This is a genomic window from Streptomyces sp. C (assembly GCF_000158895.1).
Taxonomy (GTDB): Bacteria; Actinomycetota; Actinomycetes; order Streptomycetales; family Streptomycetaceae; genus Streptomyces; species Streptomyces racemochromogenes.
The window spans coordinates 6758247-6783323 of the sequence record NZ_GG657750.1 but is presented as its reverse complement, the minus strand read 5'-3'; the positions used below and the strand labels follow the sequence as shown (position 1 = coordinate 6783323).

Sequence of the window (25077 nt, the reverse complement as noted above, 5' to 3'; positions counted from 1 at the left end):
GCGAGCACCTCCCGGTGGAACCGGGTGGTGCTGTCGGGCAGCACCATCGCGGGCCGCCGGGCCCCCTGTTCCCGCAGGTGGTCCAGGGTCCCGTACACGGCGGGTCCGGCTTCGACGTCCACCCAGTACGCACCCGGCCGCCCCTCGACGGAGCGGTCGCTGAAGACCGGGATGCGGGCGGCGAGCAGGTCGTCGACGACCCGGTCGGCGGGGACGGGGTCGGCGACGACCACCGCGTCCAGCGGCAGGCCGGCCCACTCTGCCTGCAGGGAGCCGGCCGGCAGCAGCACCACGGCGTAGCCGCGGTGCAGCGCGGTCGCGGCGGTGGCGCCGGTGAGCCTGGCGAAGTACGGCGATTCCAGGAAGGACCAGGGGGTGTCGGCGAAGTCTCCGACCATGTACCCGATCAGCCGGGCCCGTCCCGTGCGCAGCTGGCGCGCGGTGGCGTTGGGCCGGTAGCCCATGACGCGTGCGGTCTCGCGCGCCTTCTCCCGCACCTCGGGAGAGAGCCGTCCGGTGCCGTTGAGGGCCGCCGAGACGGTCGTCTTGGACAGCCCCGCCTCGCGGGCCACGTCGACGAGCCGGACGCGCGGGGCGGGCTGCGGGGCGGCTCCGCCGTGCCCTGGAACATCGCTCATGGGGACGATGCTGCCACCCCCGCGACCTCTGCAAAACCGTTCCCGCAAAGTCTTGTGCGGGAACGTTCCCGCATCAATACTCGCTCCATCCCCAGCGCCCGTCACTACACCCGTAAAGGGGTGGGTCTGCATGCGCACGCCCAGGATCGCCACGCTTCTCGCCTGTACCGCCGCGCTCGCGGCCACCAGCAGCGCCTGCTCGGGCGCCTCCGCCCCCCGTCCCGCCGACGGCGTCGGCGGCTACCAGGTCACCGCGACCTCGCCCCCCGCGCAGGGCGGCCTGGACTCCTTCACCTGGTCCCTGTACGCCGAGCCCTACACGCTCGACTACGCCCTCGCGTACGACTACCCGCCGAACTCGGTGCTCGCCAACGTCTGCGAGCAGCTCCTGCGGGTCACGCCCGACATGAAGATCGAGCCCGGTCTCGCCGTCAAGTACGCGCAGCCCGACCCGCTGACCCTGGTCTACACCCTGCGGCCCGGGGTGAAGTTCCACGACGGGACCACGATGACCGCCGACGACGTGGTCGCCTCCCTGGACCGCCACCGGGACCCGGAGACCGGATCCCCGTGGGCCTCGGCGTTCAAGAACGTCACCGCCGTCGAGAAGACCGGCCCCCTGGAGGTCACGATCCGGCTCTCCCGGCCGGACGTGCTCCTGAACGAACTCATGGCGGCCTCCCCCGGCACCGTGGAGAGCGCCGCCACCCTGGCCAAGGCCGGCAAGGACTACGGCACCCCGAAGGGCACGGTCAACTGCACCGGCCCGTTCGCCCTCGACCAGTGGGCCCAGGGGGAGAGCATCACCCTCAAGAAGAGCGCCGACTACTGGGACCGGTCACTGACCCCCAGGTCCGCCGGCGTGAAGTTCACGTTCATCGAGGACGCCGCCGCCCGGGCCAACGCCTTCCTGTCGGGGACGGCCGACGGCGGGTACATGGTGCCCTCCTCCTCCATGGCGCAGCTGCGGAGCAGCGGCAGGGGATCGGTCCTCTTCGGCCCCAACACCGCCGCGGCGAACCTGGCCGTCCTCGACTTCCACGGCACGCTCGGCGACCTCAAGGTCCGCAAGGCCCTCTCGATGGCGCTCGACCGGAAGAACATCGTCAAGGCGGCGGCCGGCGGCGTCGGCCACCCCGCCAAGGCTCCCGCCGCGCGCGGCGCCTGGTCGCTGGCCCCGGAGAAGACCGCCTCGCTCTTCGACTCCCTGCCCGAGCCGCCGTTCGACGTCAAGGCCGCGAAGGAGCTCGTCCGGGAGGCGGGGGCGACCGGCCGCACCGTCGTCCTGGCCACCAGCACGCTCTCGCCCGAGATCAGTGTCGTCGCCAACGCCGTCCAGGCCGCCGGCCGCCAGATCGGCCTCGACGTCCAGCTCAAGTCCGTCGCCCCGGAGGCGTACAGCAGCATCTTCGTCGACCCGGGCGCGCGCGCCGGCCTCGACCTGGTCATCACCAACGGATACGACAACACCCCCGACCCGCTGGAGTTCTACCAGTACCTGCGCACCGGGGACTTCGGGAACTACGGCAGCTGGTCGAACCCCGAGTACGACGCCGCCTTCGACAAGGCCAACGCCCAGCCCGACCCGGCCCAACGGGCCGAGCTGACCGCCGAACTCCAGCGGATCGCGCTGCGCGAACTGCCGGCCATCCCCGTGTACGAGGCGCCCTACTCGGTCTTCCTCGGCGACCGGGTGACCGGCGCGCCGACCGGGATCTCGCAGCTGTACTACCCGTGGGCCGCGACGATCGGGGCCGCGAAGCGATGACCCGCTACCTCGTCGGACGGCTCCTCGGCCTGGTGACGGTGCTGTTCGTGACCTCCCTCGTGGTCTTCGGCTCCATCCACCTGGCCCCCGGCGACCCGGTGTCGTTCCTGCTCCACGGCCGCCCCGCGACCCCCGAGGCCGTGTCGGCCCTGCGCTCCCAGTACCACCTGGACGACCCGCTGCCCGTGCAGTACGCGAAGTGGCTCGGCGGTGTCCTGCGCGGCGACTTCGGCCGCTCCGCGCAGTTCCACCAGGACGTCACGGCGCTCATCGGCGCGCGGCTGCCCGGCACCGCCCTGCTCGTCGGGTACGCGGCCCTGCTGGTCGCCGTCCTCGGTGTGTCGGGCGGCATCCTCGCGGCGCTGCGGCCCGGCCTGCCGGACCGCGCGGTGCTCATCGGCACCGGCGTCGCCACGGCGACCCCCTCGTTCGTCACCGCCATCGCGCTCGTGTCGCTCTTCTCCGTCCAGCTGGGCTGGTTCCCGGGGCCGGGCGGCACCCCCGCGGGCTTCTCGGACCGGCTGTACCACCTGACGCTGCCGGCCTTCGCCCTGGCGCTGACCTTCGCGGGCATGCTCGCCCGGGTGACCCGTTCGGCGATGCTCGACGAGCTCGGTCGGGAGCACGTCGAAGTGGCGCACGCCCGCGGTGTCGCACCGCGGACCGTGGTCCGCAAGCACGTGCTGCGGGGCGCCCTGGGCCCGGTCGTCACCGTCGGCGGCACGATGCTCGCCGGACTGCTCATCAGCACCTCGATCGTCGAGACCGCCTTCGACGTACCCGGGCTCGGCTCCCTGCTCGTGCAGTCGGTGACCGCGAAGGACTTCGCCGTCGTCCAGGCGATCACACTGCTCAGCGTGGCGGCCTTCGTCCTGGTGAACCTCGCCGTGGACCTGCTCGCCCCGCTCATCGACTCCCGGCTGTCCCTCCACGGGGAAGGCTCCTCATGACCCTCACCACGCCCTCCCCGGGCTCCCCGGCCGGCGCGGCTCCCGCGCCGCCGCGCCGCCGGCCCGGCCTGCGCCTCCTGCGCCGGCTCGGCCAGGGCCCGCTGTTCACGGCCTCGGTGGCGGTGCTCGCAGCCCTCGTGCTGATCGCGCTCCTCGCCCCCGTCCTGGCCCCGTACGACCCCGAGGTGCTCGACCTCGCCTCGCCGCTCGCCGGCACCACCGGCGACCACCTGCTCGGCACCGACCAGTCCGGGCGGGACGTCCTGTCCCGGCTGCTCCACGGCGCCCGCACCGGCCTGCTCGGACCGCTGCTCGTCGTCGGGGTCTCCACCCTCCTCGGCACCCTGCTCGGCGTCGTGGCGGCCTGGCGCGGCGGCTGGGCGGACTCGGTCCTGTCCCGCTCGATGGACATGGTCTTCGCGATCCCCGGGCTGCTGCTCGCGATCCTGCTCGTGTCCGTCGTCGGCTCCGGCATGACCGCCCCCGTGATCGCCATGGCGGTGGCCTACACCCCGTACGTGGGACGGCTGGTGCGCGGGATCGCGCGCCAGGAGAAGGCCCGCCCGTACATCGAGGCCTACCGGGTGCAGGGCTGGTCCGGCTGGAACGTCTGCCGGCGGCACCTGCTGCCGAACATCGCCCCGACCGTCTTCGCCCAGTCCGCGATGAACTTCGGGTACGCGCTGATGGACCTGGCGGCGCTCTCCTTCCTCGGCTTCGGCGTGCAGCCGCCGACCGCCGACTGGGGAGCCATGATCAACGAGGGCCAGTCGGCCGTGCAGCAAGGGGCGATGCTGCCCGCCCTGGCCCCCTCGGCGTGCATCGTGCTCGCGGTGGTGGCGTTCGGCATCGTCGGCGAGGGGCTCGCCGACCGGATCGCGAGGCGGGAACGGTGAACGGCATGACCGACAGGAATCCACCGGCCGACGGGCCGCCCGTCCTGGAGATCGACGGGCTCGGCGTCCGCCTGGCGGACGACCGGGCGGCCCGGCCGATCCTGGACGGGGTCAGCCTGCGGGTGCTGCCCGGCGAAACGGTCGGCCTCGTCGGCGAATCCGGCTCCGGCAAGTCGGTGGCCTGCCGCAGCGTCCTCGGGCTGCTGCCCGCGGGCGCCCGTACCAGCGGGCACGTCCGGGTCGCCGGCCGGGACGTGCTCACCATGAACCGCGCCGAACGGACCGCACTGCGGGCCCGGCAGGTCGCGATGGTCTTCCAGGACCCGCGGTCCTCCGTCAACCCGCTGCGCCGCATCGGCGATTTCCTCACCGAGGGACTGCGCGCGGCCGGAACGCCCGCCGCCGCGGCCACCGCCCGCGCCGTGGAGCTCCTCCACGCGGTCGGCATCCGCGATCCGCGGGGCGCCCTGCGCCGCCGTCCGCACGAGTTCTCCGGCGGCATGCTCCAGCGGGTGGTCATCGCCGCGGCGCTCGCGGCCGAACCCGCCCTCCTCGTGGCCGACGAGCCGACCACGGCCCTGGACGTCACGACCCAGGCGGAGGTCATCGCGGTCCTCACACGGCTGCGGGCCGAGCGCGGCACGGGCCTGCTCTTCGTCACCCACGACCTCGAACTCGCCTCCGCCGTCTGCGACCGCGTGTACGTGATGTACGCGGGCCGGATCGTCGAAACCCGGCGCACGGACGAGCTGTTCGAACGGCCGCGCCATCCGTACACGGCGGGGCTGCTCGCCTGCACCCCGCGCATCGAACGGGGCTCACCGGCCCCCCGGCCGATCCCCGGCCGCCCCGTCTCCCTCGCCGAGGCGCCGCCTGGCTGTGCCTTCGCCGCGCGCTGCGTCCACGCGCTGCCGCGCTGCACCGAGGAGACACCCGCACTCGCGCGGTACGGCGACGGCCTCGCCGCGTGCCACCGCGCCGACGAAGGGATCACCCCGTGACCACCACGACCCGCGCACTCGTCGTCGAGGGGCTGTGCAAGCGGTACGGGGACCACGCCGCCGTCGACGACGTGTCGTTCACCCTGGCGCCGGGAGCCTCCCTCGCCGTCGTCGGGGAGTCCGGCAGCGGCAAGACCACGACGGTGCGCATGCTCGTCGGCCTGGAGCGCCCGGACGCCGGCACCGTACGCCTGGGCGGCCGGGACCGTTCGGCGCCGGTCCGGAGCCGGGCCGAACGGCTCGCCCGGGCCCGGGAGATGCAGATGGTCTTCCAGGACCCGTACCTCTCGCTGGACCCGCGGGTGACGGCGGCCGGATGCGTGGACGAGGTGCTGCGGCTCCACACCCGGCTGGACGCCACCGCCCGCCGGGCCCGGGTCGCCGAGCTCCTGGACCAGGTCGGCCTCGGCGAACGCGAGGCCTCGGCGCTTCCGCGCCGCCTCTCCGGCGGGCAGCGCCAGCGCGTGGCCATCGCGCGCGCCCTCGCGGTGGAGCCCGGGGTCCTCGTCCTGGACGAGGCGGTCGCGGCCCTCGACGTCTCCGTGCAGGCGCAGATCCTCGAACTGCTCTCCACGATCCGCCGCGAGGCCGGGATCGGCTACCTCTTCGTCACCCACGATCTTGCGGTGGTCCGGCACATCGCGGACGAGGTGCTGGTGCTCACCTCGGGGCGGGTCGTCGAATCGGGCCCGACCGGCCAGGTGCTGGGCACCCAGCGGCTCCCGTCCCCGCGGCTGCTGCTCGACTCCGTACCCCGGCGCGGCTGGGACCCGGGCGCGGCGGTGTCGGGGCGGCGGGGGCCCGACTGACCGGGGCGGGGCGGGGTCGGGCCGGGCCGGGGCCGGGGCGGGCCGGGCCGGGGCGGGCCGGGCCGGGCCGTCGGTGACGTGGCCGGGTACTCAGGCGGCGCCCGCGGCCCGGTCGAGCTCCGAGTCGAGCGCGAGCGCCGCGGTGATGAGCGCCAGGTGGGTGAAGGCCTGGGGGAAGTTGCCGAGCTGCTCGCCGGTGAGGCCGACCTCTTCGGCGAAGAGCCCGACGTGGTTGGCGTACGTGAGCATCTTGTCGAAGGCGTAGCGCGCCTGGTCGAGGCGCCCGGCCCGGGCGAGGGCGTAGACGTACAGGAAGGTGCACAGCGAGAAGGTGCCCTCCGAGCCCCGGAGGCCGTCCGGGGAGGCCGCCGGGTCGTAGCGGCGGACGAGGCTGTCGGAGACGAGCTCCCGGTCCATGGCGTCCAGGGTGGAGAGCCAGCGCGGGTCCTTCGGGGTGATGAAGCCGACCAGCGGCATGAGCAGCAGCGAGGCGTCCAGGACGGCGCCGTCGTATGCCTGGACGAACGCCTGCCGTTCCGTGCTCCAGCCGAGGGTCATGACCTGTTCGAGGATCGCGTCCCGTGCGGCCGTCCAGCGGGGCAGGTTCCCGGGCCGGGCGGTGGCCGTGGCCTGGCGGATGCCGCGGTCGAGGGCGACCCAGCACATGAGGCGGCTGTAGGTGAAGTCCTTCCGGCCGCCCCTGGTCTCCCATATGCCCTCGTCGGGGCGGTCCCAGTGCTCGCACAGCCAGTCGAGCAGGGCCGCGCAGCGCCGCCAGTCGTCGTAGCCCACCAGGTCACCGGCCGCACCGGCCTGGGAGAGTCCGTGGACGGCCTCCCCGTAGATGTCCATCTGCAACTGGTCCGCGGCGCCGTTGCCCGCGCGCACGGGAGCGGAGCCCCGCCAGCCCTCCAGGTGGTCGAGCACCTCTTCGGTCAGGCGGGGGTCCCCGTCGACCCGGTACATGATCTGCAGGGGCTCGCCGTTGGGAGCCCTGCCGTCCGCCACCCGCTGCATGAGCCAGGTCCGGAACGCGTGTGCCTCCTCGGTGAAGCCGAGGTCGCGCATGGCCCGCACGGCGAGGGAGGCGTCACGGATCCAGGTGTAGCGGTAGTCCCAGTTGCGCTCGCCGCCCTCCTGCTCGGGCAGCCCCATGGTGGCGGCGGCGACCGGCGCCCCGGTGGGGGCGTACGTCATCAGCTTGAGGGTGATCGCGGAGCGGTTGACCATCTGCTGCCACCTGCCGCGGTACGAGCAGCGTCCGATCCAGCGGTGCCAGAAGTCGCGTACGGCGTCGAACGCCCTGACCATGTCACCCGGGCTCACCGGTGGCGGGGGCGGGCCGCCCGCGTCGCAGACCGTCAGCAGGACGGCCGCGCGTTCGCCCTCGGACAGGGTCACCGTCGCCCGCACGTCCGCCGTCCCGTCGGCCTCCAGGGCCACGGGGCCCAACGCCTGCAGGTGGGCGGTGACTCCGGGCCCGTCGAAGCGGGCGGTGGCGCCGTCGTCGCGGGTGAGCGCGTGGGGCGCCCGGCCGTAGTCGAAGCGCGGGCGGCACTCCAGCACGAAGCGCACGGTCCCGCGTACCGCCCGCATGATGCGCACCACCTGGTGCCGGTCGGTCGCGGTGTGCGGCTGGTGGACGGGCATGAAGTCGACGACCTCGCCGACGCCTTCGGGGGTGAGGGAGCGGGTGATGAGGACAGCGGTGTCGGCCATGTACAGCTGGCGGGTGACGACGTCGGCGTCGCGGGCGGCGTCGGTCGTGATGGCGAAGTAGCCGCCGCGGTCGTGGTCGAGCAGGCTCGCGAAGACGCTCGGCGAGTCGAAGCGCGGTGAGCAGAACCAGTTGAGCACCCCCTCGGACGAGACGAGGGCACAGGTCTGGAGGTCCCCGATCAGACCGTGTTCGGCGATGGGCGGGTAGCGGTGCATCACGCGGGCGCGGGGGCGAAGGGGTGCATCGCGTCGGCGCCGGGCCGGACGATGCCGTAGGTGCTCTCCGGCACCTCGTGCCACGCGCCGGGCAGGTCACCGAGGGGTTCGGACACGATGAGGCGGGTCTCCTCGGAGATCTCCCGCAGGAACGCGACGTCGGGGTGCAGCCTGCGCAGGGTGTCCACCCGGCTGCTGTAGAACAGCGACCGCGACGCGTGTCCACTGGAGTAACGGAAGGCCCAGACGCACGCGCCGTCGGTGACGGCGAGCGTCATCTGGAGCGGGAACTCCACTCCGTGGTCGTGCCCGGCGCGCTCCACCACTCCCGCCATCCGGGCCACGGCGGCCGGCGGGTCCTGGTCGAGGCCGAAGGTGAGGGCCAGGTAGAACATCACCTCCGAGTCGGTCGTCCCTTCGATGTCGGCGTACAGGGCGGGGTCGACGAGCATGGTGAGGTCGCGCCGCATCAGGTGGAAGCCGGAGATCGCGCCGTTGTGCATGAACATCCAGCGCCCGTGCCGGAACGGGTGGCAGTTCGACTGCTGCACCGCGGTACCGGTCGACGCGCGGATGTGGGCGAAGAACAGGGGCGCGCGGACATGATCGGCGATCTCCCGCAGATTCCGGTTGTTCCAGGCCGGCCCCACATCCCTGAGCAGCGCGGGCGTGACATTGCCGTCCGAGTACCAGCCGACCCCGAACCCGTCCCCGTTGGTGGTCTCGACGCCGAGCTTGGAGTGCAGGCTCTGGTCGATCAGGGAGTGGGCGGGCTTGTAGAGGATGGTGTCGAGCAGCACGGGCGTCCCCGAGTAGGCGAGCCATCGGCACATCTGCGATCACCTGGGTCCTTGCTCCCCGCCAGAACCGCACCGCGCTCCCCGTCGCGCCCGGAGCGTCGCCACCCCTCCGCTACAACTGCCGCGCCCGGGCAGGGATCACCCCGGATCCCGCGGGCGGCACCGTACGGCCCGGCCCAGCAGTCCAATTCTCGGCTCGCTCCCGGGAGCCCGCCACACGGGGCGGGACGGGGCCGGGGGCCCGCGGGATCAACGGCCAAGCGCTCACCGCCCCGCGGTGTCCTGCCGGTCCACCACGACGAGGGCCACGTCGTCGCCCAGGCGGCCGTGCGTGTGCCGCAGGAGGGCCTGGCGCAGGCCCTCCAGGAAGCCCTGGCGGGAGCGGTCTCGCAGGGTGGACACGGCTCCGGCCAGGTCGAAGAAGGCCCTGTCGCGGTCGCGGGCCTCGATGACGCCGTCGGTGTGCAGCAGGAGGCGGTCCCCCGGGGTGAAGGGGTAGGTCTCCGTGCCCGGCGGGGGCCCGGTGATGAACTCCTCCAGGCCCAGCGGCGGCTGGGGCGTGCCGGGCGTCAGGGGCCGGACCTCGCCGGCGTGGAGGAGCAGCGGCGGGGGGTGGCCGCGGTTGACGACCTCGACGTGCGGGCCGTCGGGGACCTGGGCGACGAGGGCGGTGACGAACCCCTCCAGGAGGGCGTCCGCGCCGTCGGCCGGATCCGTCTCGGCGTGGGCGCTGGTGCTCGCCAGGGCGGCGTCCCTGCGGAGGGCCTCCGCGCAGTGGTTGACGACCTCGGCCAGGTCGTCCTCGTAGTGCACGGACTCCCGGAAGGCGCCCAGGACCACCGCCGCGGCCCGTACGGCGGGCAGCCCCTTGCCCCGGACGTCCCCGACGATCATCCGGACCCCGTACCGGGTCTGGACGGCGTCGTACAGGTCGCCGCCGATCTGCGCGCCGGTCTCGGCGGCCAGGTACATGCTGGCCGCGCGTACGGGGCCCAGCCGGTCGGGCACGGGCCGCAGCAGCACTTCCTGGGCGGCCGCGGCGATCCGGCGGACCTGGTTGAGCTGGCTCTCCCGGCGCGTGCGGGCGGCTCGGCTCGTCGTGAAGCTCGCCGCCGTGACCAGGGACAGGGCAAGGAAGTTGGTGTAGACCTGTTGGCCGCCCCAGGCGTGGTTGTGGGTGGCGGTGACCACGCTGACGACGACGGCCAGGGCCGCCGCCGCGAGCGTGCCCCTGGGGCCGGTCGTCACCGCCGCCAGGGCGGGCGTGGCGACCAGCAGCGGCCCGGTGTAGACGACGTGCGCGGGCGTGAGCTCCAGCAGGAGCACCAGCAGGGCGATCGCGAAGGGCACGCACTCCGCGAGGAGGAAGAGGACCTGGTGGTGACCGCCGGCTCCCGGTCCCGGGGGCGAGCGCAAGGGCGCTCTCATGAGTCCAGCCTGCCCCTGCCGGACGTGCGGACGCCACTCCGTGCGCCCGGGCGCACGGAGGCGGGGGCGCGGGGGCGCGGCGGCGGGGGCGCGGGGGCGGGCGCGGCCACCCGAAGGGGCCACGCCGGGAACCCGTCTGCCCCGCTCGGCACGACACGGCCGCGCGCGTGGGGAAACGTCGGGGGAAGTGCGGGGAAGCCCCCGGAAGCCCCCCACCCCCTTCGTGAAGAGGCGCGCATGGACGAGGTCGAGCGGTACGAGCGATACGTCGGCGGCAGCCCGCAGACCGAGCGGCTGGCCTTCGAGCGGCTGGCGAAGGAGCTGCTGCGCGTCCAGCTCAAGGCGAAGCGGCGCAGCGGCGCGGCCGCCCCGGAGCGGACCTTCCACGCCAAGGCGGTGCTCGGCGTGGAGAACGGGCGGCTGCGGTTCCGCGACGACCTGCCCGAGGCGCTGCGGACCGGGTTCGCCCGGCCCGGCGCCGAGTACCCGGTGACGGTCCGGCTGTCCAACGCCAGCGGGGTCCGGCGGCCCGACTCCGCGCCCGATCTGCGCGGGGCGGCGCTGCGCGTCGAGGTGGGGCCCGAGGAGACCCACGACCTGCTGATGACCAGCTTCCCGGTCTCGCACGCCCGTGACGCGCGCGAGTTCGTGGCCTTCGCCAAGGCGATGGCGGGCGCCGAGTCGCGGCTCGCGCAGGGGTTCGCCCTGTTCGTGCGGCTGCCCCTGGCGGTCGGCTGGTCCACGGCGGCCCGGATGCGGCGCAACGTGATGGCGGGGACCAGGCGCACCGTGTCCAGTCTGGCGCTGGAGACGTACTGGAGCCGGGGCGCGATCCTGTGGGGCGAGGCGGGGCCGGTGCGCTACCAGCTGCGGCCCGCTCCGGGCACCGCCCCGGCCCCGGCGGGGCCGCCGGCCGATCCCGACGGCCTGCGGGACGAGCTGGCGCGGAGGCTGGGTGCGGGGGACGTCGTCTTCGAGCTGTGCGTGCAGCGCTACGTGGACCCGCGGCGCACCCCGATCGAGGACGGCTCGGCCGAGTGGAGCGAGCGGGACGCGCCCGTGGTGCCCGTGGCCACGCTGACGGTTCCGCGCCAGGACCTGCACACGGCGGGGGCGCGGGCCGCCGGGGCGCGGGTCGAGCTGCTGGCCTTCAACCCCTGGCACACCTCGGAGGGCTTCCGTCCGCTGGGGAACCTGAACCGGGCCCGCAAGCTCGCGTACGAGGCGAGCAGCGCGCACCGCCTGGGCCGCCGCTTCGTGACGGTGGAGCCGCGCCGCAACACTCTGCTCGGCGCCCCGCTGCGGGTCGCGTTCCGCTCCGTGAACCGGTTCGTCCCGTGGCACCGGCTGCCCACGCCGGTCGCGCTGCTGAACCTGATGGCGTTCCGGCAGACGCTGCGCCGGGACAACCTGATCGACACCGAGCTGCACGAGGCGCCGCCCCAGGCGGGCCCGGTGGAGCCGCCCGTGGACGAGGAGCTGCTGGTCAGGCGCAGCTACGACGGCAGCCACAACGACCTGTCCGAGCCGCGGATGGGTGCCGTCGGCGCGACTTTCGGGCGTTCCATGCCGCCGGACTACCGGCCGGAGCGGTTCGACACCCCGAACCCGGTGGTCGTCAGCCGGGAGCTGCTGCGGCGCGAGGCCTTCATCCCGGCCACGTCGCTGAACGTGATCGCGGCGGCGTGGATCCAGTTCCAGGTGCACGACTGGGTCAACCACAAGCGGTTCCCGGTGGGCACCCGGAGCGTCGAGGTGCCGATGCCGCCCGGCACGGACTGGCGGAACACCCCGGGCGGGCCGCTCGAGAAGGTGATGCGCTTCGGTGACGACGAGCCGCTGGACGCTGCGGACAGCGGGCGGCCGCCGATCCGGTTCGCCGGCGGGGTGTCGCACTGGTGGGACGGTTCGGAGGTGTACGGCGGCGACCAGGGCGTCGCGACGTCGCTGCGGGAGCCGGACGGCGGCGCCGGCTTGCGGTTGGAGCAGGGGCACCTGCCGACGAGCGCGGACGGTCTGCCGGTGACCGGGTTCAGCGACAACTGGTGGCTCGGCCTGAGCGCCGTGCACACCCTCTTCGCCCGCGAGCACAACGCGGTGTGCGCGGCCCTGCGCGGCGAGTACCCGCACCTGGGCGAGGAGCGGATCTACCACACGGCGCGGCTGGTCGTCTCCGCGCTCATCGCCAAGATCCACACCGTGGAGTGGACCCCCGCGATCCTGGCCACCAGGACGCTCGACATCGGGATGCGGACGAACTGGGAGGGGCCGCCGAAGAACTGGCTCGACCAGCTGGGCGTCTGGCTGCTGGAGGCGAACGCCAGGGACGGCATCCCCAGGACCCTGCCCGAGCACCACGGGGCCCCGTACGCCCTCACGGAGGAGTTCGTCACGGTCTACCGGATGCACCCGCTGATCCCCGACGACTACGAGTTCGTCGACCACCGCTTCGGCCGCCGGCTCGACACCCTCGGCTTCTCCGACCTGCAGGGCGCCGCGGCGGAGCCGCTCCTGCGCAAGACGGGGCTGGTGGACTCCCTCTACTCGCTGGGCATCGCCAACCCGGGAGCCATCACCCTGCACAACTTCCCGCGCTCGCTGCAGGCGTTCCAGCGCGACGGGGAGGTGATCGACCTGTCCGTGGTCGACCTGGTGCGCACCCGGCGCCGCGGGGTCCCCCGCTACAACGACTTCCGGGCCGGGCTGCACAAGCCGCGGATCCGCCGGTTCGAGGACCTCTCGGGAGATCCGGAGACGGTCGCGCGGCTGCGGGACGTCTACCGGTCGGTGGACGACGTCGACACGGTGGTGGGGCTCTTCGCGGAGAACCCGCCCGCGGGGTTCGGCTTCAGCGACACCGCCTTCCGCGTCTTCATCCTGATGGCGAGCCGGCGGCTGCAGAGCGACCGCTTCCTCACCGTCGACTTCCGGCCCGAGATCTACACGCCGCTCGGCATGGACTGGATCGCCCGCAACGGCATGACGAGCGTCATCCTGCGGCACTGCCCCGAACTGGCGGGCGTCCTGCCGCGCGGGGCGAGCGCCTTCGCGCCCTGGCGGCCGGTCCAGCCGGTCCGCAACCACGACGGCCGCGGCTGAACGGGGAGGGGCCATGTCCGCACCCGAAGGCACCGGCCGCCGCCACCCCGGCCTGGAGGAGCTGCTCGCCCGGCCGCTGCTGCAGACGGTCTTCGGCCGGCGCACCCACCGGGTCAGCCGGGGCGCCTCCGTGCCCGCCGGGTCGATGAGCTATAGCTCCCCGCACCGGCCGCGGCCGCTGGACGAGCTGGAGGAGGCGGTGCTGATCGCGCTCACCGGCTCCTCGGGGCTCACCATGCCCGACCGTCCGTTCGAGGACCCGCGCGACCACAAGCCGATCATGGCGAAGCCGAACCTGAACATGACGGGGCGCACCGCCGGCAGCCCCGACAACGCGCAGGCCACCCACTTCTTCATGATCAACGACAGCGGCACGTACTACCTGCGCAAACTGCCGCCCGCCCCGGAGGCCCCCTTCGACCCGGACACTCTGGTCGAGCGGGCCCGCACGGCCAAGGTACGGGTGCTCGACCACCGGCTGGACGTCGCCGAGGGGATGCGCGACTTCCCCGCCTACCTCGACTCCAACCGGTTCCTGTCCAACCTGCCGGGCACCACCCTGTTCCTGCCGGTGGTCGACCTCTCCCACCAGTACGTCAACGCCCTGATGTACCTGCTCACCCAGCCCGACGGGGCCCGGCCCACCCTCGTCGACGACCGCAACTTCTACCGCCCGGCCGGGGTCCGCAAGTGGATCGACAACGGCTTCCTCAACCCGGACATCAAGATGCCCCTCGGCGCCCTGGGGCCGATGCGCACCCAGATCGAGGCCGATCTGCTGCTGCAGAACATGATGCTGGTCGCGGACGCGATGGGGCTCGGCGCCTGGATCCACGCCACGATCAGCCCGCAGATCATGCTCGGCGACCCGAAGTTCTCCCGCGCCTACGGGCGGATGCTGGGCTTCGACTTCGTCACCCCGAGGTTCCGCCCCCTCGACGTCCTGCGCTGGCAGGTGCCGCTGCCGAAGTACGCGGCCCTGCGCGCCCACCCGGTGGGGCTGCGGTCCGGCGGCGAGCACCTCATCAAGGCCGCCTGCCCGCCCCACTACCCGTCGATGCGCGAAGCCGTCGACTCCGTCGTCCGGTCCAAGTTCGGCGAGGACGGCATCTACGCGGACAAGGGGCTCTTCGACCGCGTCTACAAGGACGACTACGCGCGGCGCTACCTCGCGGAGGCGAGCGAGTACGACCGGCAGGTCGTCGACTGCGCACGGGACATCTGCGTGTACGTCCACGAGACCCACGGCCGGTTCCCCGCGCACACCGACGCGATCCACGTGCCCGGCGTCTGGCTGCAGGCGCACCACGTGGAGTCCGAGTACTACGAGCGGTTCTTCCGCAGCGGCCTGACCGACGCGCACCGCCGGCACGCCGCGCACTGGGACGCGTAGGGAAACACCCAGAGAGCGCAGAGAGCGGGGAGAGGCGATGAGGGTCTACGAGGCCATCGTCAAGGGGCTGGAGGGCGTCGGGGTGCGGGCGGCGTTCGGCGGTGCCGGGGAGAACGCGGCGGGCTTGATGCTGGCGCTGAAGCACTCGAAGCTGATCCGGCCCGTCATCACGCGCCACGAGCAGGCCGCGTCGTTCATGGCCTGCGGCTACGCCATGTACACGAACCGGCTCGGCTTCTGCTTCGCGACGGCCGGTCCGGGCGCGTTCAACCTGTTCTCGGGGCTGGCCGTGGCCATGTCGGACTCCTATCCCGTGCTCGCCGTCTCGGGGTACGCGTCGATGGAATGGCGCGGTTGGGGCTCGCTCAACGAGACCTCGGGACTGAACCGGACGCCCGACTCGCAGGCCATGTTCGCCGCGACGACCAAGAAGTCCTTCCTGCTCACCGATGCCGCCGACACCTGCGACGTCCTGGAGGAGGCGGTGAACACCGCCTTCGAGGGCAGGCCCGGGCCGGTGCACATCCACGTGCCGGAGAACCTCACCCACCGGGGCGTCGAGGTCCGCGGCTTCCGGCCGGTCAGGCTCGACGTGGCGCCGGTGCTGCCCGATCCGGCGCGGGTCGAGGAGATCGCGGACGTACTGGCGGACGCCCTCGCGCGGGGCCGGCGGATCGTCGCGCTCGTCGGCTTCGGCGCGGTGCGCAGCGGGGCGGGGTCCGAGGTCAAGCGGCTGATCGAACGCTTCCGGATCCCGCTGCTCACCACCCTGGACGGAAAGGGCATCGTCTCCGAGGGGCATCCGCTGTCGGTCGGCGTCTTCGCGGACAGCGGCCACTCCAGCGCGTGGAAGGCCTTCCGCGAGGCGGACGTGGTGCTGTGCGTCGGCAACTCCCTCAACCAGCACGCGACGTTCAACTACCGCCCGGACCTCTTCGAGGGCAAGGTGCTCATCCACGTGAACATCTCCGAGGGCGAGTTCCACAAGGCCTACCCGCCCGACCACGCGCTGCTGTCCGACGCGCGTCCGGCGCTCGCCGCGCTGACCGAGGCGCTGGAGCGGAGGGTGGGCGAGGTCCCGCCGGTGGAGGTCGCGGGCCGGGACTACGAGGCCCGGCACATCACCCACCTGACGGGAGGGATCCACCCGGGGCAGCTCGCGCAGTCGATCGGCCGGATGCTGCCGCCGCGGGGGGTGCTGCTCGCCGACGCGGGGGCCCATCTGGCGTGGCTGGGGTACTACGTGGAGCTGGAGGAGGGGCAGAACTTCCGCAAGGCCGGCTCCTTCGGGCCGATGGCCGGGCACGTCAACGGGGCCATCGGGCTGAAGGTCGCCCATCCGGATCGGACGGTGGTGGTCGGCTGCGGCGACGGCTGCTACTCGCTGTCCGGCTTCGAGCTGATGACGGCCGTGGAGAACGAGATCCCGGTCGTCTGGGTCGTCTTCAACGACGGGCAGTTCAAGCTGATCAAGCTCTTCCAGCTGGTCACGTACGGGGAGTCGGCGCTGGTCGAGTTCCGCAACCCGGACTTCGCGGCGTACGCGCGCGCGTGCGGGGCGGAGGGCTACCGGGTGGAGACCCTGTCCGAGTTCGAGGAGGCCTTCCGCGCGGCCCTGGCCTCGGGCCGGCCCGCGTTGATCGACGCCCGGATCACCCGGTGGGCGGTGCCGCACTACAGCCCGTCGCCGGACGGGGTGATCGCGGGGCTGGTGGAGACGGTGGAGGAGCGGTTGCGGGACGCGTGGGACTGAGGGGCCGGACCTACTTCGGCCGGGAGTCGCTGCCGGCCAGGCTGCGCCACACGCCCACGACGATCGCCAGCTGGGCGGCGAGGTAGGCGACCTGCGTGGACAGTCCGCGCAGCTGGTAGACCGACAGCAGCAGGCCGACCCGGCTGGGCCAGAACCTCCTCTCCTCGCTGAAGGTCTCCATGTCCATCCAGATGCTGGTGAGCGTCAGGACCAGGAGCATGAGCGCGACGTGCAGGAACACGTAGCCGAGTTCCGTGTCGGTGATCTGGGCGATCAGCGCTCCGACGCAGATGGGGATGGCGTACGCGGCGGTCAGGCTCAGCGCGCGCACCGGACTGCGGCGGCCCGGCAGTAGACGCCACAGGGCGCCCAGGACGAGGCCCGCGCCAGCCCATGCGACCTGCCACGCGCCGAACTTCGCCGCGATCTCCATCAGCCCGTTGGGGCTCTGGAACGTCGCCATCCGGATCCGGGCGTCCCCGAAATAGCCCACCCAGACTAGGGCGGCACTGGCCGGGAGCCCGAAGCAGAAGGCCAGCCGCGCGGCGTGCCGGGCGTTGTCCCACCAGTCCTGACCGGGTCCCCAGCTGAGAGCCGCGTCCAGCACCGAGATCTGGGCAGGCGGACGGCCCTTGCCCCAACCGGCGAACAGCCATTGGTGGAGCCCGTCCAGTCGCGCCTCCAACTCCTCGCGCTTCAGACCGCCTTCCCCACGGCCGCGGTCCAAGGAGTAGATCTGGTGGTGCAGATTGCGGAATTCGTGGGCCTTCACGAGCAACTGGTTCCGGCGCCGCCTCGTGCCCAGCCTGCGCCTGCAGAACTCTTCGCCCGTCCGCCCCAGCACGGAAACCCGCCGGCCTGCCGCCACCACGACGTGTAGCGACGCGATCATCATCAGGATCCAGAGTCCGAACAGCACGTTGGAGCCGGCGAACTCGACCTGCCTCAGCCCCACCGCCAGGGCGAAGATCGTGACCGTCAGGAAGAGATCGACACCGGCTGGCCCGAGCGAGACCCCCTGGTTCACGTCATCGGGCCGGGCCCGCCGGGCCTCGACACGCAGGTGCAGCAGCGCGACGAGCGCGATGCCCGCCAGCAGCCAGGCGTAGGCGTAGACCCATGCGAGCCCGACGTAGGCGAACTCCTGCATGAATCGGAGACGCTGTTCGGCGCGTTCGGTCCCGGACGGATCGATGAGCCAGTAGGCGCGCCGCCATTGGCGCTCGCGGGTCCACCAGCTGGAGGCGAAGAGGGCCACCACGGCCGCCGCCAGCAGGCTTCCCACCACCGCGGTGCAGCGAACCGGCGCCCTGACCCAGGCGGCGTTCCAGGACCGCGGGACCAGCTCCCCCTCCCGCGCGAAGCGCCACGCCCATGCCGCCATCGCGGCGAACCACAGCCACAGCGTGGCCAGCGACAGCAGCGCGTACCCGACGAGGTGAGGAGTGGTGGCCCTGGCCGGCCGCAGGGCCATGACCAGAAGGAAGCAGAACAGCACCGCGATCGACGCGGCGACGGTCACGGCACGGGCCTGACGGCGTTCGGCGCCATCGCCGCCGGGGTTCCCGTCGGCCCGGGGCTGCTGCGCGGCGGAAGAAGGCGCGACGCGACACCACGGCTGGGCCACCAGCACCAGGACCAGACCCAGTGCGACGGTGACCACGTAGCGCCACGACGTACCGAGCACGGCCGGGTACGACATCGCCAGATGCAGCGCCACGGCCACCGCCGCGCTCAGTGCGACCCAGAGCAGGACCACCCGCGCGAGGACGCTCCGTGCCTGCGGTCCGGACGCGACGGACGGTTCCGCCCTCGCGGCATGGTGGACGGCCAGCACGATCAACGCCCAGGTGAACACCCACCAGGAGGCGACGCCCGCCCACCCCAGCGACCACCATCTCTCACCCACGTTGAAGGAACGCTGCCAGGGCGGATCCACGTAGACCTGCACCCTGACGGGTTTCGGATCGAACCACACCAGGCGGGCCGAATCGGCGGACGCCACCTTGGGAGCGATGTCGTGGGCTTCGAGACCGTTCAACTTGACTTCGATCTGCCCCCACTTGGCGTTGTCCAAGGCCTTGGGAGGCACGAGGCGAACGGTCCATTCCTCACCCGCCGGATCGACGCCGATGATCCAGGGGCCGAGCCGGAACCCTCGATTCTGTTCGATCCAGGCAGTCGCCTCGTAATCCACGGTGACCACGTCGCCCCGCACCGTCACCCGCGGCTCACGGTAACGCCATTCGCGATTCCGTGGTCCGTCGTCATCGCTGCGCAGCAGGCAGCGCATGACCGTCTGGTATTCGTCGGACGCCTCACTGCTCGCCAGGAACAGCGCGGGGGGCCATTCGTCCGCCGAGACACTGACGGTCAGGTTCGACGTCACCTGGGCGTAGATGCGGTCGTGGTAGTCGAAGTCGACGCTGGCGGACACGTTGCGGGCCTTCAGCCGCTCCCTTTCGCAGGGGTCGGCGACCGCTCCGCGCGCCCGCGCCGCTCCTCCCCACCCAACTAGCACGGAAATCAACAGTAGAAGAAGCAACCACCACCGGGTTTTCACGATCGCGCCCCATCCGCACCGCCTCGTCCAGCACCCCGTCCTCAAGGCCTTAACACGAGGTACGACCGGCCATACCCGGACACGCGGCCGCAGGACCCGGCACTCACCCCCTCGGACGCCGTCCACGGGATTGCACAGGCCCGGCGGGCGTTCGATGATGGCATCGGGGATCCGCCGACACCCCATGGGACATGTCATGACCCATTCCAAGGAATCCACCATCGCGAGGAAGCCGCTCCCCCGCTTCGAGGAGGCCGCAGGGCTGGGGCCCTCGGACGCGGCTTTCGTACAGGACCTGGTCGACGTGCTCGAAAGGCACGGGAACCTGGACCGCTTCGGCCTGTGCCTGCTCCATGACCACTTCCCGCTCGCCGCGGACGAGGTCATGGTGGAGACGAACGACTCCGCGACGCGCACCCTGCACGCCCATGTGGAGAAGACGGGCCGGACCCGGCACGTCAAGCCCTCCCAGTGGCGGTTCGCACCCCACGGCACGGACTGCGCGCAGGGCCCCTACCAGGTCGTCATGCTGTGCGACCCGCTCGACCTGTGCCCAGGCCGTGAGGGCCACCACAGGTAATCGATGCCGCCGACCGGATGGCCTTGCCGGGCCGTCCGGTCGGCGTTCGGCGCCACGGGGTAGTACCGGTCCGTGCTGCTTCTGCCTGCCGACCGCCGCGGCCTGCGCGAGCGCTTCGCCGCCGAGGGCTACGTACCGCTCCCCGGGCTCGTCCCGCCCGACCGGCTCGTGCCGCTGCGGCGCGAGATCCGGCGCCTCGAATCGATGGCACAACACCAGGAGCGGGGGGCGCCGCGCCCCATGACCACCCTCGGCGGGCACCTGATCGCCGAGGAGTCGGAGCTGATCCCGCGCGTTTACCACGACCCCGCGCTGATCGAGCTGGTGCGCGGGATCTCCCAGCTGGACGCGGTGCCCGTGGCGGATCCGCTGGAACGCCACGTGATCGACATCCTGCACCGGCACGACGACGCCCACGGCGAGCACACCCACGGCCACCCGCTGGCCCTGGTGGTCTTCTCCGAGGCGCCCGGCTCGGCCCGCGACGGCGGGCTGCTACAGTACGCGCCCCGGGGCACGGGCCTGCCGGCGGAGGCGGACGAGGTCGCGCACCGGGCCCACCACCGGCCCGGGGACGCGTACCTGCTGCGCGCCCACACCACCGACCACCAGGTGACCGCGCTGCGCCGGGCCGGGCTGCGGCGGGTCGCGCTGAACTTCGCGTACACCACGCCCGACCGGCAGCCCGCGGCAAGATAGCAGCCCGCCGAGGGCCTGCCCGGATGTTTGTCCGATGGTGATGGTCCTTCCGCGGCGGCCCCGGCCAGGGCACTAGCGTCCCGTGGCACCCCAGGAGTTCGGGTGCGCACCGCAGGGCGCCTGCCGCCGCTGCCGCCCCGCTCCTCCTGCCGGCCCACGGAGCGAGGAGGCACTGTGCTGTCACTGCGACGGCGATCCGTCAGCGGCTTGTCGGTGGCCACGAGATACACGATCGGGAGCGGTCTCGTCATCACCGCCCTGGCCGTCACGCTCATCGCGCTGCTGATCCCCGTGTCGAAGTTCGGCGACCGGGCCTCGGCCGCCGCGGCGGGCACGGCCGCGAAGCCGGGCACCGAGGACGACGGCGCCGGGACCATGAGCACGGCGTACGGCCCGCTGTCCGCCGCCGACCGGGACTTCGTCCGCAAGGTACGGCTCGCCGGGCTGTGGGAGTTGCCCGCGGGACGGCAGGCGCAGCAGCGCGGGACCCGGCCCTCGGTGCGCACCGCCGGAATGCACCTGGTGGAGGGGCACACCGAGCTGGACCGGCAGGTGCTCCAGGTCGGCCAGGCCCTCGGCATGGACCTGCCCGACAAGCCGAGCGCCCAGCAGCAGGAGTGGCTGAACCAGCTGACGAACGCCTCCAACGCCGAGTACGAGCGGCTGTTCATCCAGCTGCTGCGGCGCGCGCACGGCAAGGTGTTCGCGCTGCTGGCGCAGATCCGGGCGCAGACCCGCAACTCGATGGTGCGGTCCCTGGCCACCTCGGCCAACGCCACCGTGCTGGACCACATCACGGTCCTGGAGGAGAGCGGGCTGGTCGACTTCGACTCCGTCTCCGACGCGAGCCCGGCGCCCGCCTCCCCGTCCCCGGTCCACCACCAGGGGGCCGCGCCCCCTCAGATGTCCGACCGACGATACGAAGTGAAGTGATCGCATGAGTCACAAGGGCCACAGGCGCCCCCGGTTCAAGCTCCTCGCGGTGGTCTCCGCCCTGGTGCTGGGCGGTGGCGGGGTCGCCGTCGTCGCCGGCAACGCGAGTGCCGGCCAGGACGGCCGTACGGGACAGGTGACGGCCACCATCGACTGCCCGGACGTGGGCGACCGGCTGACCTCGGTCCCCGACCAGGCGAGGGGCGAGGTCGACGAGAACCTCGCCCAGCTGGACGTCCAGGTCGCCGACGCCTACCGGCAGCTCGCCTCCGGGCAGGTGCAGGGCAAGTCCCAGAAGGACGCCCTCCTCGGCCGGCTGCGGGACCAGCGCGCGACGACGATCAGCCGGGTGTCCGACGCGATAGGCCGCTCCTCCGGGCGCCCGGAGGGGCTCGACAAGCTCAGCGGGTGCGACATGAAGGAGGCACCGGCGGCGCAGGACGAGGCGGCGCCCGACGCCGCGGCGGCCGCGGCCTCGGGTCCGGACGCCGCCGCCCGGAGCATCGGGCAGAAGAGCGGGCCGGCCAGGAGCGACTTCGCCGACATCACCAAGGTGAAGCCGAACGTACGGACCCCCGCGCCCTCGGGGGGCGCGTCCAAGGGCTCCTTCAGCTCCGAGTGCGGCCGCAACGAGAACGGCCACTTCAACCCCGACAACGTCATCGTCGCGCCGGGCGTCTCCAACGGCGCGCACCACATGCACGACTACGTGGGCAACAAGACCACCGACGCCTTCTCCACCAACGACAGCCTCGCCGCCTCCGGGACCACCTGCGGCAACGGCGACCAGTCCACGTACTACTGGCCGGTGCTGCGGCTGCGCGACGGCCGGGCGGAGAAGGACGCCAAGGCCCCGGGCGGCGGCCAGGACGCCAACGTGGGCACGATCCTGAAGCCCAAGCAGGTGACGATCAGCTTCAAGGGCAGTCCCGTGAGCCAGGTCAAGGCGATGCCCCGGTTCCTGCGGATCATCACGGGTGACGCCAAGGCCTTCAGCAACGGCACGGCCAACGCCAACGCCTCCTGGAGCTGCACCGGCTTCGAGGACCGCCAGCTGAAAGACAAGTACCCGGTGTGCCCCAAGGGCAGTGACGTGGTGCGCACCTTCACCTTCCAGAGCTGCTGGGACGGCCGCAACACCGACAGCGCCAACCACCGCACCCACGTGGACTTCGCGGACAGGAACGGCCGTTGCAAGAAGGGCTTCACGGCCATTCCGCAGCTGGTGCAGCGGATCACGTACGGGGTCGCGCCGGGGTCGCGCATCGCGGTGGACAGCTTCCCCGAGCAGCTGCACAAGCCGGTGACCGACCACGGGGACTTCATCAACGTCATGTCGAACGGGCTGATGGCCAGGGCCGTGGGCTGCATCAACAGCGGGCGCACCTGCCGCTGACGGCACGGACGGGCGGTGGCCCGGAGCCTGAGGGCTCCGGGCCACCGCCCTTCGCGTGTCCGCCGGGACGGGGAGCGCGCGGCTCACAGTCCGTTGACGCGGGCCATCCGTCCGACGACCAGGGGGGTGAAGTCGGCGGTGACCACCCGTCCGTTCCTGCGGCCGCTGCGCGAGTTCTGGCGCCGGACCTGGGCCATCAGCCGACGGCTGCGCAGGGCCATCTCCAGTTCGAAGCGGGTCCGGGGGTCGCGCAGTCCGGGCCCGAAGAGCTTCTCCAGCTGGCGCATCCGGTAGCGCACGGTCTGCGGGTGCACGCTCAGGGCCTTGGCCGCCTCCGGGGCGCCGCCGCCCTCCAGCCAGGCGAGCAGGGTGACCTCCAGCCGTTCGCTCTGGCGGGGCGTGAGGTCGGCGAGGGGCTTGAGCAAGCGGGCTGCCAGGGCGTGGCGAAGGGGTTCGTCCTGAGCAGCAGGAGCGTCGAGAGGTGGTCGTCGACGAAGACGGCCCGGGTGTCCAGGCCGCGCGGTGGGGGGTCAGGGTCAGCAGGCGCAGCGCCCAGCGCAGCGAGGAGGCCGTGTCGCGGGGGGCGACGGCGTGGCCGACGGCCGCGAACCGGCCGCGGAGGGGGACTTCGAGGGCGGCGCGGGCGTCGGGGTCGGGGCTGGGGAGCAGCAGGCAGGGCCGGCCGGCGAACATGCCGGCGAGGGCGTCGTCGAGGACGGCCGCCAGCTGCTGCGTCTCGCCGGGGGTGGCGAGTGCGACGGCCCGTACGGCGGGCGGGAGGGGCCAGCGGGCGGCCTCGGCGAGTTCGGCCAGGGAGCCGTCGCAGGCGGTCCGGTCGTCGGTGAGCGCCCTGAAGAGGTCCTGCCTGGCCCGGTCCGGCGGGGCGGCGGGCACCTGCCGGAGCTGGTGGCCCGGGGCGTGCTGCCCGGCGTCGGTGCGCTCGTGCTCGCGCGCGGGTTCGCGTCCGTACTCCCCCGCGGCGCCGCGCGGTTCCTCGACGCGGCCGTCGTGGCGGTCGTCGGGCTCCGGGTCCGGGTCCTGCGCGCGGTCCGGTCCGGGGTCCGGTCGGGGGTCCGGTCCGGGGTCCGCGCACCGCGGGTCGCGGTCGCCTTCGTCGTGGTAGCCGAGGGCGGAGAGAAGGGCCTCTTCCACCCTCAGCCTGAGCAGATCGTCATCGATGGCATCGTTGTCATCGACAAGGGCGGAAAATTCCGGAATTCCATGCAGAAGCTCCTCCACTATCTCCGCGGCGAGCGCGGGGAGTTCCCTGCGCAGGACGCGGGTCCACTCTCCGCGGGGGCGGGACCAGATGCGGTTCAGAAGTTCGCACATCGTTTCCTCGTTCTTGCCGGGGTGAGGCCTGTCCGGTGCAGGGGTGACAGGCCCGCCAGGGTTGCCGGTTGCGCCAACATCCCTGTCTGCCAAGAGAGTTGCAGCCACCGCGTCCCCTTCTGGAGGGTTCCGGCCACTTTCGGTCCCACGGATTTGCCTTGTTTTTGCCGCCGGGGACGTATGGATGGCCGACGAGGCGGTGGCCTGTCGCAACCTCCACTGGAGGGGAATCTTCCGGGGTTGTTCGATGCGCTGTGGACGCGGTGCGAGAAATTATCACGTTTCGATAAATCCTGTGGAGATGCTGCGTAGCTCCACGATGCTGCTGCACTCCGGCCCCCGAGAGCCTCGGCCGGCGCGGGAATTCGCAGCGCTGCCGGCCGCCACCGTCCCCCAACCCCCGGGTGCCGAGCGCGAGGTGGACCGCTCGGAGCCCGGGTGCTCAGGAGAACCGCATGCCCCTGCCCCAGCCGCACATACCCCGCTCCCACAGGGCACGACGCAGGAGTCGCCACGCGGCCGAGGCCGCCGCGGCCCCGGCCGCCGGGCGGCGGGCCGTCCGGCGGCCCTCACTGCTGCCCTCGACGGGCAGACTGCGCCCCAGTGCGCTGTGCGCCGCCGGCGCCGCGCTCGTCTCGCTCCTCGTGGCGGCCCGCGCGGGCGCCCTGACCCGCCTGTGGGAGTTCCTCGACTTCGGCGCGGGCGTGCTCTCGCTCGTCTGCCTGACCTCCACCGTCCTGTGGGGGCTGGTGGCAACCGACCGGGTGCTGCTCGGGTCGGGCCACCGGCTGCTGGCCCAGGGCGTGCACCGGGGGCTCGCCGTGGCGGGACTGGGCTTCCTCGGCCTGCACATCTGGGTCAAGGTGGCCGGGAAGCAGGCCGACGCCGCAGCCGCCGCGGTGCCGTTCGCGGACACGGACCGACCCGTCGTCATCGGCCTGGGCACCCTGGCCGGATATCTCTTCGTGGCCGTGGCGGCCTCCGGAGCCCTGCGTAGTGTGTTCGCCACCAAGAGCCGCTCCCTGTGGTGGCGGGCCCTGCACATCGGCGCGTACCCGGCGTGGGGTGCGTCGCTGCTGCACGGTCTGAAGGCCGGCCGTGCCG

Annotated in this window: 20 protein-coding genes; 14 read left to right on the top strand and 6 right to left on the bottom strand. The window is 72.7% G+C overall.

All coding sequences use genetic code 11. From position 1 onward, the window contains the following. Positions 1-638, bottom strand: a 638-nt coding sequence (locus tag SSNG_RS30475; protein WP_129593400.1) for a LacI family DNA-binding transcriptional regulator, incomplete at its 3' end; no start/stop codon positions are given. Positions 639-768: 130 nt separating this feature from the next. Between SSNG_RS30475 and SSNG_RS30470 the strand changes: the two genes are divergently transcribed. Genes SSNG_RS30470 through SSNG_RS30450 form a run of 5 tightly spaced genes read left to right on the top strand, consistent with a single transcriptional unit; the run spans position 769 to position 6062 of the window. Beyond that, the gene (locus SSNG_RS30470) at positions 769-2406 is read left to right on the top strand and encodes an ABC transporter substrate-binding protein (RefSeq protein ID WP_042802341.1); all 1638 of its coding nucleotides are present in this window, start codon (positions 769-771) and stop codon (positions 2404-2406) included. After that, positions 2403-3356, top strand: a complete 954-nt coding sequence (locus SSNG_RS30465) for an ABC transporter permease (RefSeq protein ID WP_007267790.1) — start codon at positions 2403-2405, stop codon at positions 3354-3356. Before SSNG_RS30470 ends, SSNG_RS30465 begins: the two co-directional genes overlap by 4 nt. Further along, entirely contained in the window at positions 3353-4252 is a 900-nt protein-coding gene (locus SSNG_RS30460) for an ABC transporter permease (RefSeq protein WP_007267789.1), read from the top strand. The genes SSNG_RS30465 and SSNG_RS30460 overlap by 4 nt, the downstream gene beginning before the upstream one ends. Positions 4253-4257: 5 nt before the next feature. Next, complete coding sequence (locus SSNG_RS30455; RefSeq protein ID WP_042804377.1) at positions 4258-5253, top strand: ABC transporter ATP-binding protein; 996 nt, start codon at positions 4258-4260, stop codon at positions 5251-5253. Further along, positions 5250-6062 carry a dipeptide/oligopeptide/nickel ABC transporter ATP-binding protein gene (locus tag SSNG_RS30450; RefSeq protein WP_042802338.1) on the top strand — a complete coding sequence of 271 codons (813 nt, stop codon included), beginning with the start codon at positions 5250-5252 and terminating at the stop codon, positions 6060-6062. The genes SSNG_RS30455 and SSNG_RS30450 overlap by 4 nt, the downstream gene beginning before the upstream one ends. Positions 6063-6152: 90 nt before the next feature. Here SSNG_RS30450 and SSNG_RS30445 read toward each other — a convergent pair whose 3' ends face one another. The 3 genes from SSNG_RS30445 to SSNG_RS30435 form a co-directional block, all read right to left on the bottom strand. After that, positions 6153-7997: a glycoside hydrolase family 15 protein gene (locus SSNG_RS30445; protein WP_007267786.1), complete on the bottom strand. Its 1845-nt coding sequence runs from the start codon at positions 7995-7997 to the stop codon at positions 6153-6155. Continuing rightward, positions 7997-8830, bottom strand: coding sequence for a class II glutamine amidotransferase (locus SSNG_RS30440; RefSeq protein WP_007267785.1), 834 nt, complete (start codon positions 8828-8830; stop codon positions 7997-7999). The genes SSNG_RS30445 and SSNG_RS30440 overlap by 1 nt, the downstream gene beginning before the upstream one ends. A gap of 231 nt (positions 8831-9061) precedes the next feature. Then, on the bottom strand, positions 9062-10225 hold the full coding sequence (locus SSNG_RS30435) for a PP2C family protein-serine/threonine phosphatase (RefSeq protein WP_042802336.1): 1164 nt from the start codon (positions 10223-10225) through the stop codon (positions 9062-9064). A 237-nt stretch (positions 10226-10462) separates the two neighbouring features. Here SSNG_RS30435 and SSNG_RS30430 point away from each other — a divergent pair, with 237 nt between their 5' ends. Genes SSNG_RS30430 through SSNG_RS30420 form a run of 3 tightly spaced genes read left to right on the top strand, consistent with a single transcriptional unit; the run spans position 10463 to position 16470 of the window. Continuing rightward, positions 10463-13324 carry a peroxidase family protein gene (locus tag SSNG_RS30430; RefSeq protein WP_042802335.1) on the top strand — a complete coding sequence of 954 codons (2862 nt, stop codon included), beginning with the start codon at positions 10463-10465 and terminating at the stop codon, positions 13322-13324. 13 nt (positions 13325-13337) lie between these two features. Further along, on the top strand, positions 13338-14717 hold the full coding sequence (locus SSNG_RS30425) for a hypothetical protein (protein ID WP_007267782.1): 1380 nt from the start codon (positions 13338-13340) through the stop codon (positions 14715-14717). A gap of 37 nt (positions 14718-14754) precedes the next feature. After that, a complete protein-coding gene (locus SSNG_RS30420; protein ID WP_007267781.1) occupies positions 14755-16470 on the top strand; it encodes a thiamine pyrophosphate-binding protein in 1716 nt (571 codons plus the stop codon). A gap of 10 nt (positions 16471-16480) precedes the next feature. Here SSNG_RS30420 and SSNG_RS30415 read toward each other — a convergent pair whose 3' ends face one another. Then, positions 16481-19219, bottom strand: coding sequence for a DUF6185 family protein (locus tag SSNG_RS30415; RefSeq protein WP_277752169.1), 2739 nt, complete (start codon positions 19217-19219; stop codon positions 16481-16483). Between the two features lie 10 nt (positions 19220-19229). On the opposite strand from SSNG_RS30415, the gene SSNG_RS30410 reads away from it, so the two are divergent. The 4 genes from SSNG_RS30410 to SSNG_RS30395 all read left to right on the top strand — a co-directional run bounded on the left by SSNG_RS30410 (position 19230) and on the right by SSNG_RS30395 (position 22641). Next, on the top strand, positions 19230-19613 hold the full coding sequence (locus tag SSNG_RS30410; protein WP_042802332.1) for a hypothetical protein: 384 nt from the start codon (positions 19230-19232) through the stop codon (positions 19611-19613). A 72-nt stretch (positions 19614-19685) separates the two neighbouring features. Beyond that, positions 19686-20312, top strand: a complete 627-nt coding sequence (locus SSNG_RS30405) for a hypothetical protein (RefSeq protein WP_007267779.1) — start codon at positions 19686-19688, stop codon at positions 20310-20312. A 213-nt stretch (positions 20313-20525) separates the two neighbouring features. Continuing rightward, complete coding sequence (locus SSNG_RS30400; protein ID WP_241695152.1) at positions 20526-21245, top strand: DUF4142 domain-containing protein; 720 nt, start codon at positions 20526-20528, stop codon at positions 21243-21245. 4 nt (positions 21246-21249) lie between these two features. Then, a complete protein-coding gene (locus SSNG_RS30395) occupies positions 21250-22641 on the top strand; it encodes a DUF1996 domain-containing protein (RefSeq protein WP_007267777.1) in 1392 nt (463 codons plus the stop codon). Positions 22642-22724: 83 nt separating this feature from the next. Here the strand turns inward: SSNG_RS30395 and SSNG_RS45420 are convergent, their stop codons facing one another. Then, complete coding sequence (locus SSNG_RS45420) at positions 22725-23066, bottom strand: helix-turn-helix domain-containing protein (RefSeq protein ID WP_347232477.1); 342 nt, start codon at positions 23064-23066, stop codon at positions 22725-22727. Positions 23067-23232: 166 nt separating this feature from the next. Between SSNG_RS45420 and SSNG_RS45415 the strand changes: the two genes are divergently transcribed. Together SSNG_RS45415 and SSNG_RS42465 are read left to right on the top strand one after the other, a co-directional pair. After that, positions 23233-24285 carry a hypothetical protein gene (locus SSNG_RS45415; RefSeq protein WP_347232476.1) on the top strand — a complete coding sequence of 351 codons (1053 nt, stop codon included), beginning with the start codon at positions 23233-23235 and terminating at the stop codon, positions 24283-24285. A gap of 143 nt (positions 24286-24428) precedes the next feature. Then, a partial coding sequence (locus tag SSNG_RS42465) for a hypothetical protein (RefSeq protein WP_007267775.1) occupies positions 24429-25077 on the top strand: 649 nt, incomplete at its 3' end.

Coding starts and splice junctions, on each gene's coding strand:
- SSNG_RS30470 (WP_042802341.1), top strand. CDS start 769: ATGCGCACGCCCAGGATCGCCACGCTTCTCGCCTGTACCGCCGCGCTC.
- SSNG_RS30465 (WP_007267790.1), top strand. CDS start 2,403: ATGACCCGCTACCTCGTCGGACGGCTCCTCGGCCTGGTGACGGTGCTG.
- SSNG_RS30460 (WP_007267789.1), top strand. CDS start 3,353: ATGACCCTCACCACGCCCTCCCCGGGCTCCCCGGCCGGCGCGGCTCCC.
- SSNG_RS30455 (WP_042804377.1), top strand. CDS start 4,258: ATGACCGACAGGAATCCACCGGCCGACGGGCCGCCCGTCCTGGAGATC.
- SSNG_RS30445 (WP_007267786.1), bottom strand. CDS start 7,997: ATGCACCGCTACCCGCCCATCGCCGAACACGGTCTGATCGGGGACCTC.
- SSNG_RS30440 (WP_007267785.1), bottom strand. CDS start 8,830: ATGTGCCGATGGCTCGCCTACTCGGGGACGCCCGTGCTGCTCGACACC.
- SSNG_RS30435 (WP_042802336.1), bottom strand. CDS start 10,225: ATGAGAGCGCCCTTGCGCTCGCCCCCGGGACCGGGAGCCGGCGGTCAC.
- SSNG_RS30430 (WP_042802335.1), top strand. CDS start 10,463: ATGGACGAGGTCGAGCGGTACGAGCGATACGTCGGCGGCAGCCCGCAG.
- SSNG_RS30425 (WP_007267782.1), top strand. CDS start 13,338: ATGTCCGCACCCGAAGGCACCGGCCGCCGCCACCCCGGCCTGGAGGAG.
- SSNG_RS30420 (WP_007267781.1), top strand. CDS start 14,755: ATGAGGGTCTACGAGGCCATCGTCAAGGGGCTGGAGGGCGTCGGGGTG.
- SSNG_RS30415 (WP_277752169.1), bottom strand. CDS start 19,219: ATGGGGTGTCGGCGGATCCCCGATGCCATCATCGAACGCCCGCCGGGC.
- SSNG_RS30410 (WP_042802332.1), top strand. CDS start 19,230: ATGACCCATTCCAAGGAATCCACCATCGCGAGGAAGCCGCTCCCCCGC.
- SSNG_RS30395 (WP_007267777.1), top strand. CDS start 21,250: ATGAGTCACAAGGGCCACAGGCGCCCCCGGTTCAAGCTCCTCGCGGTG.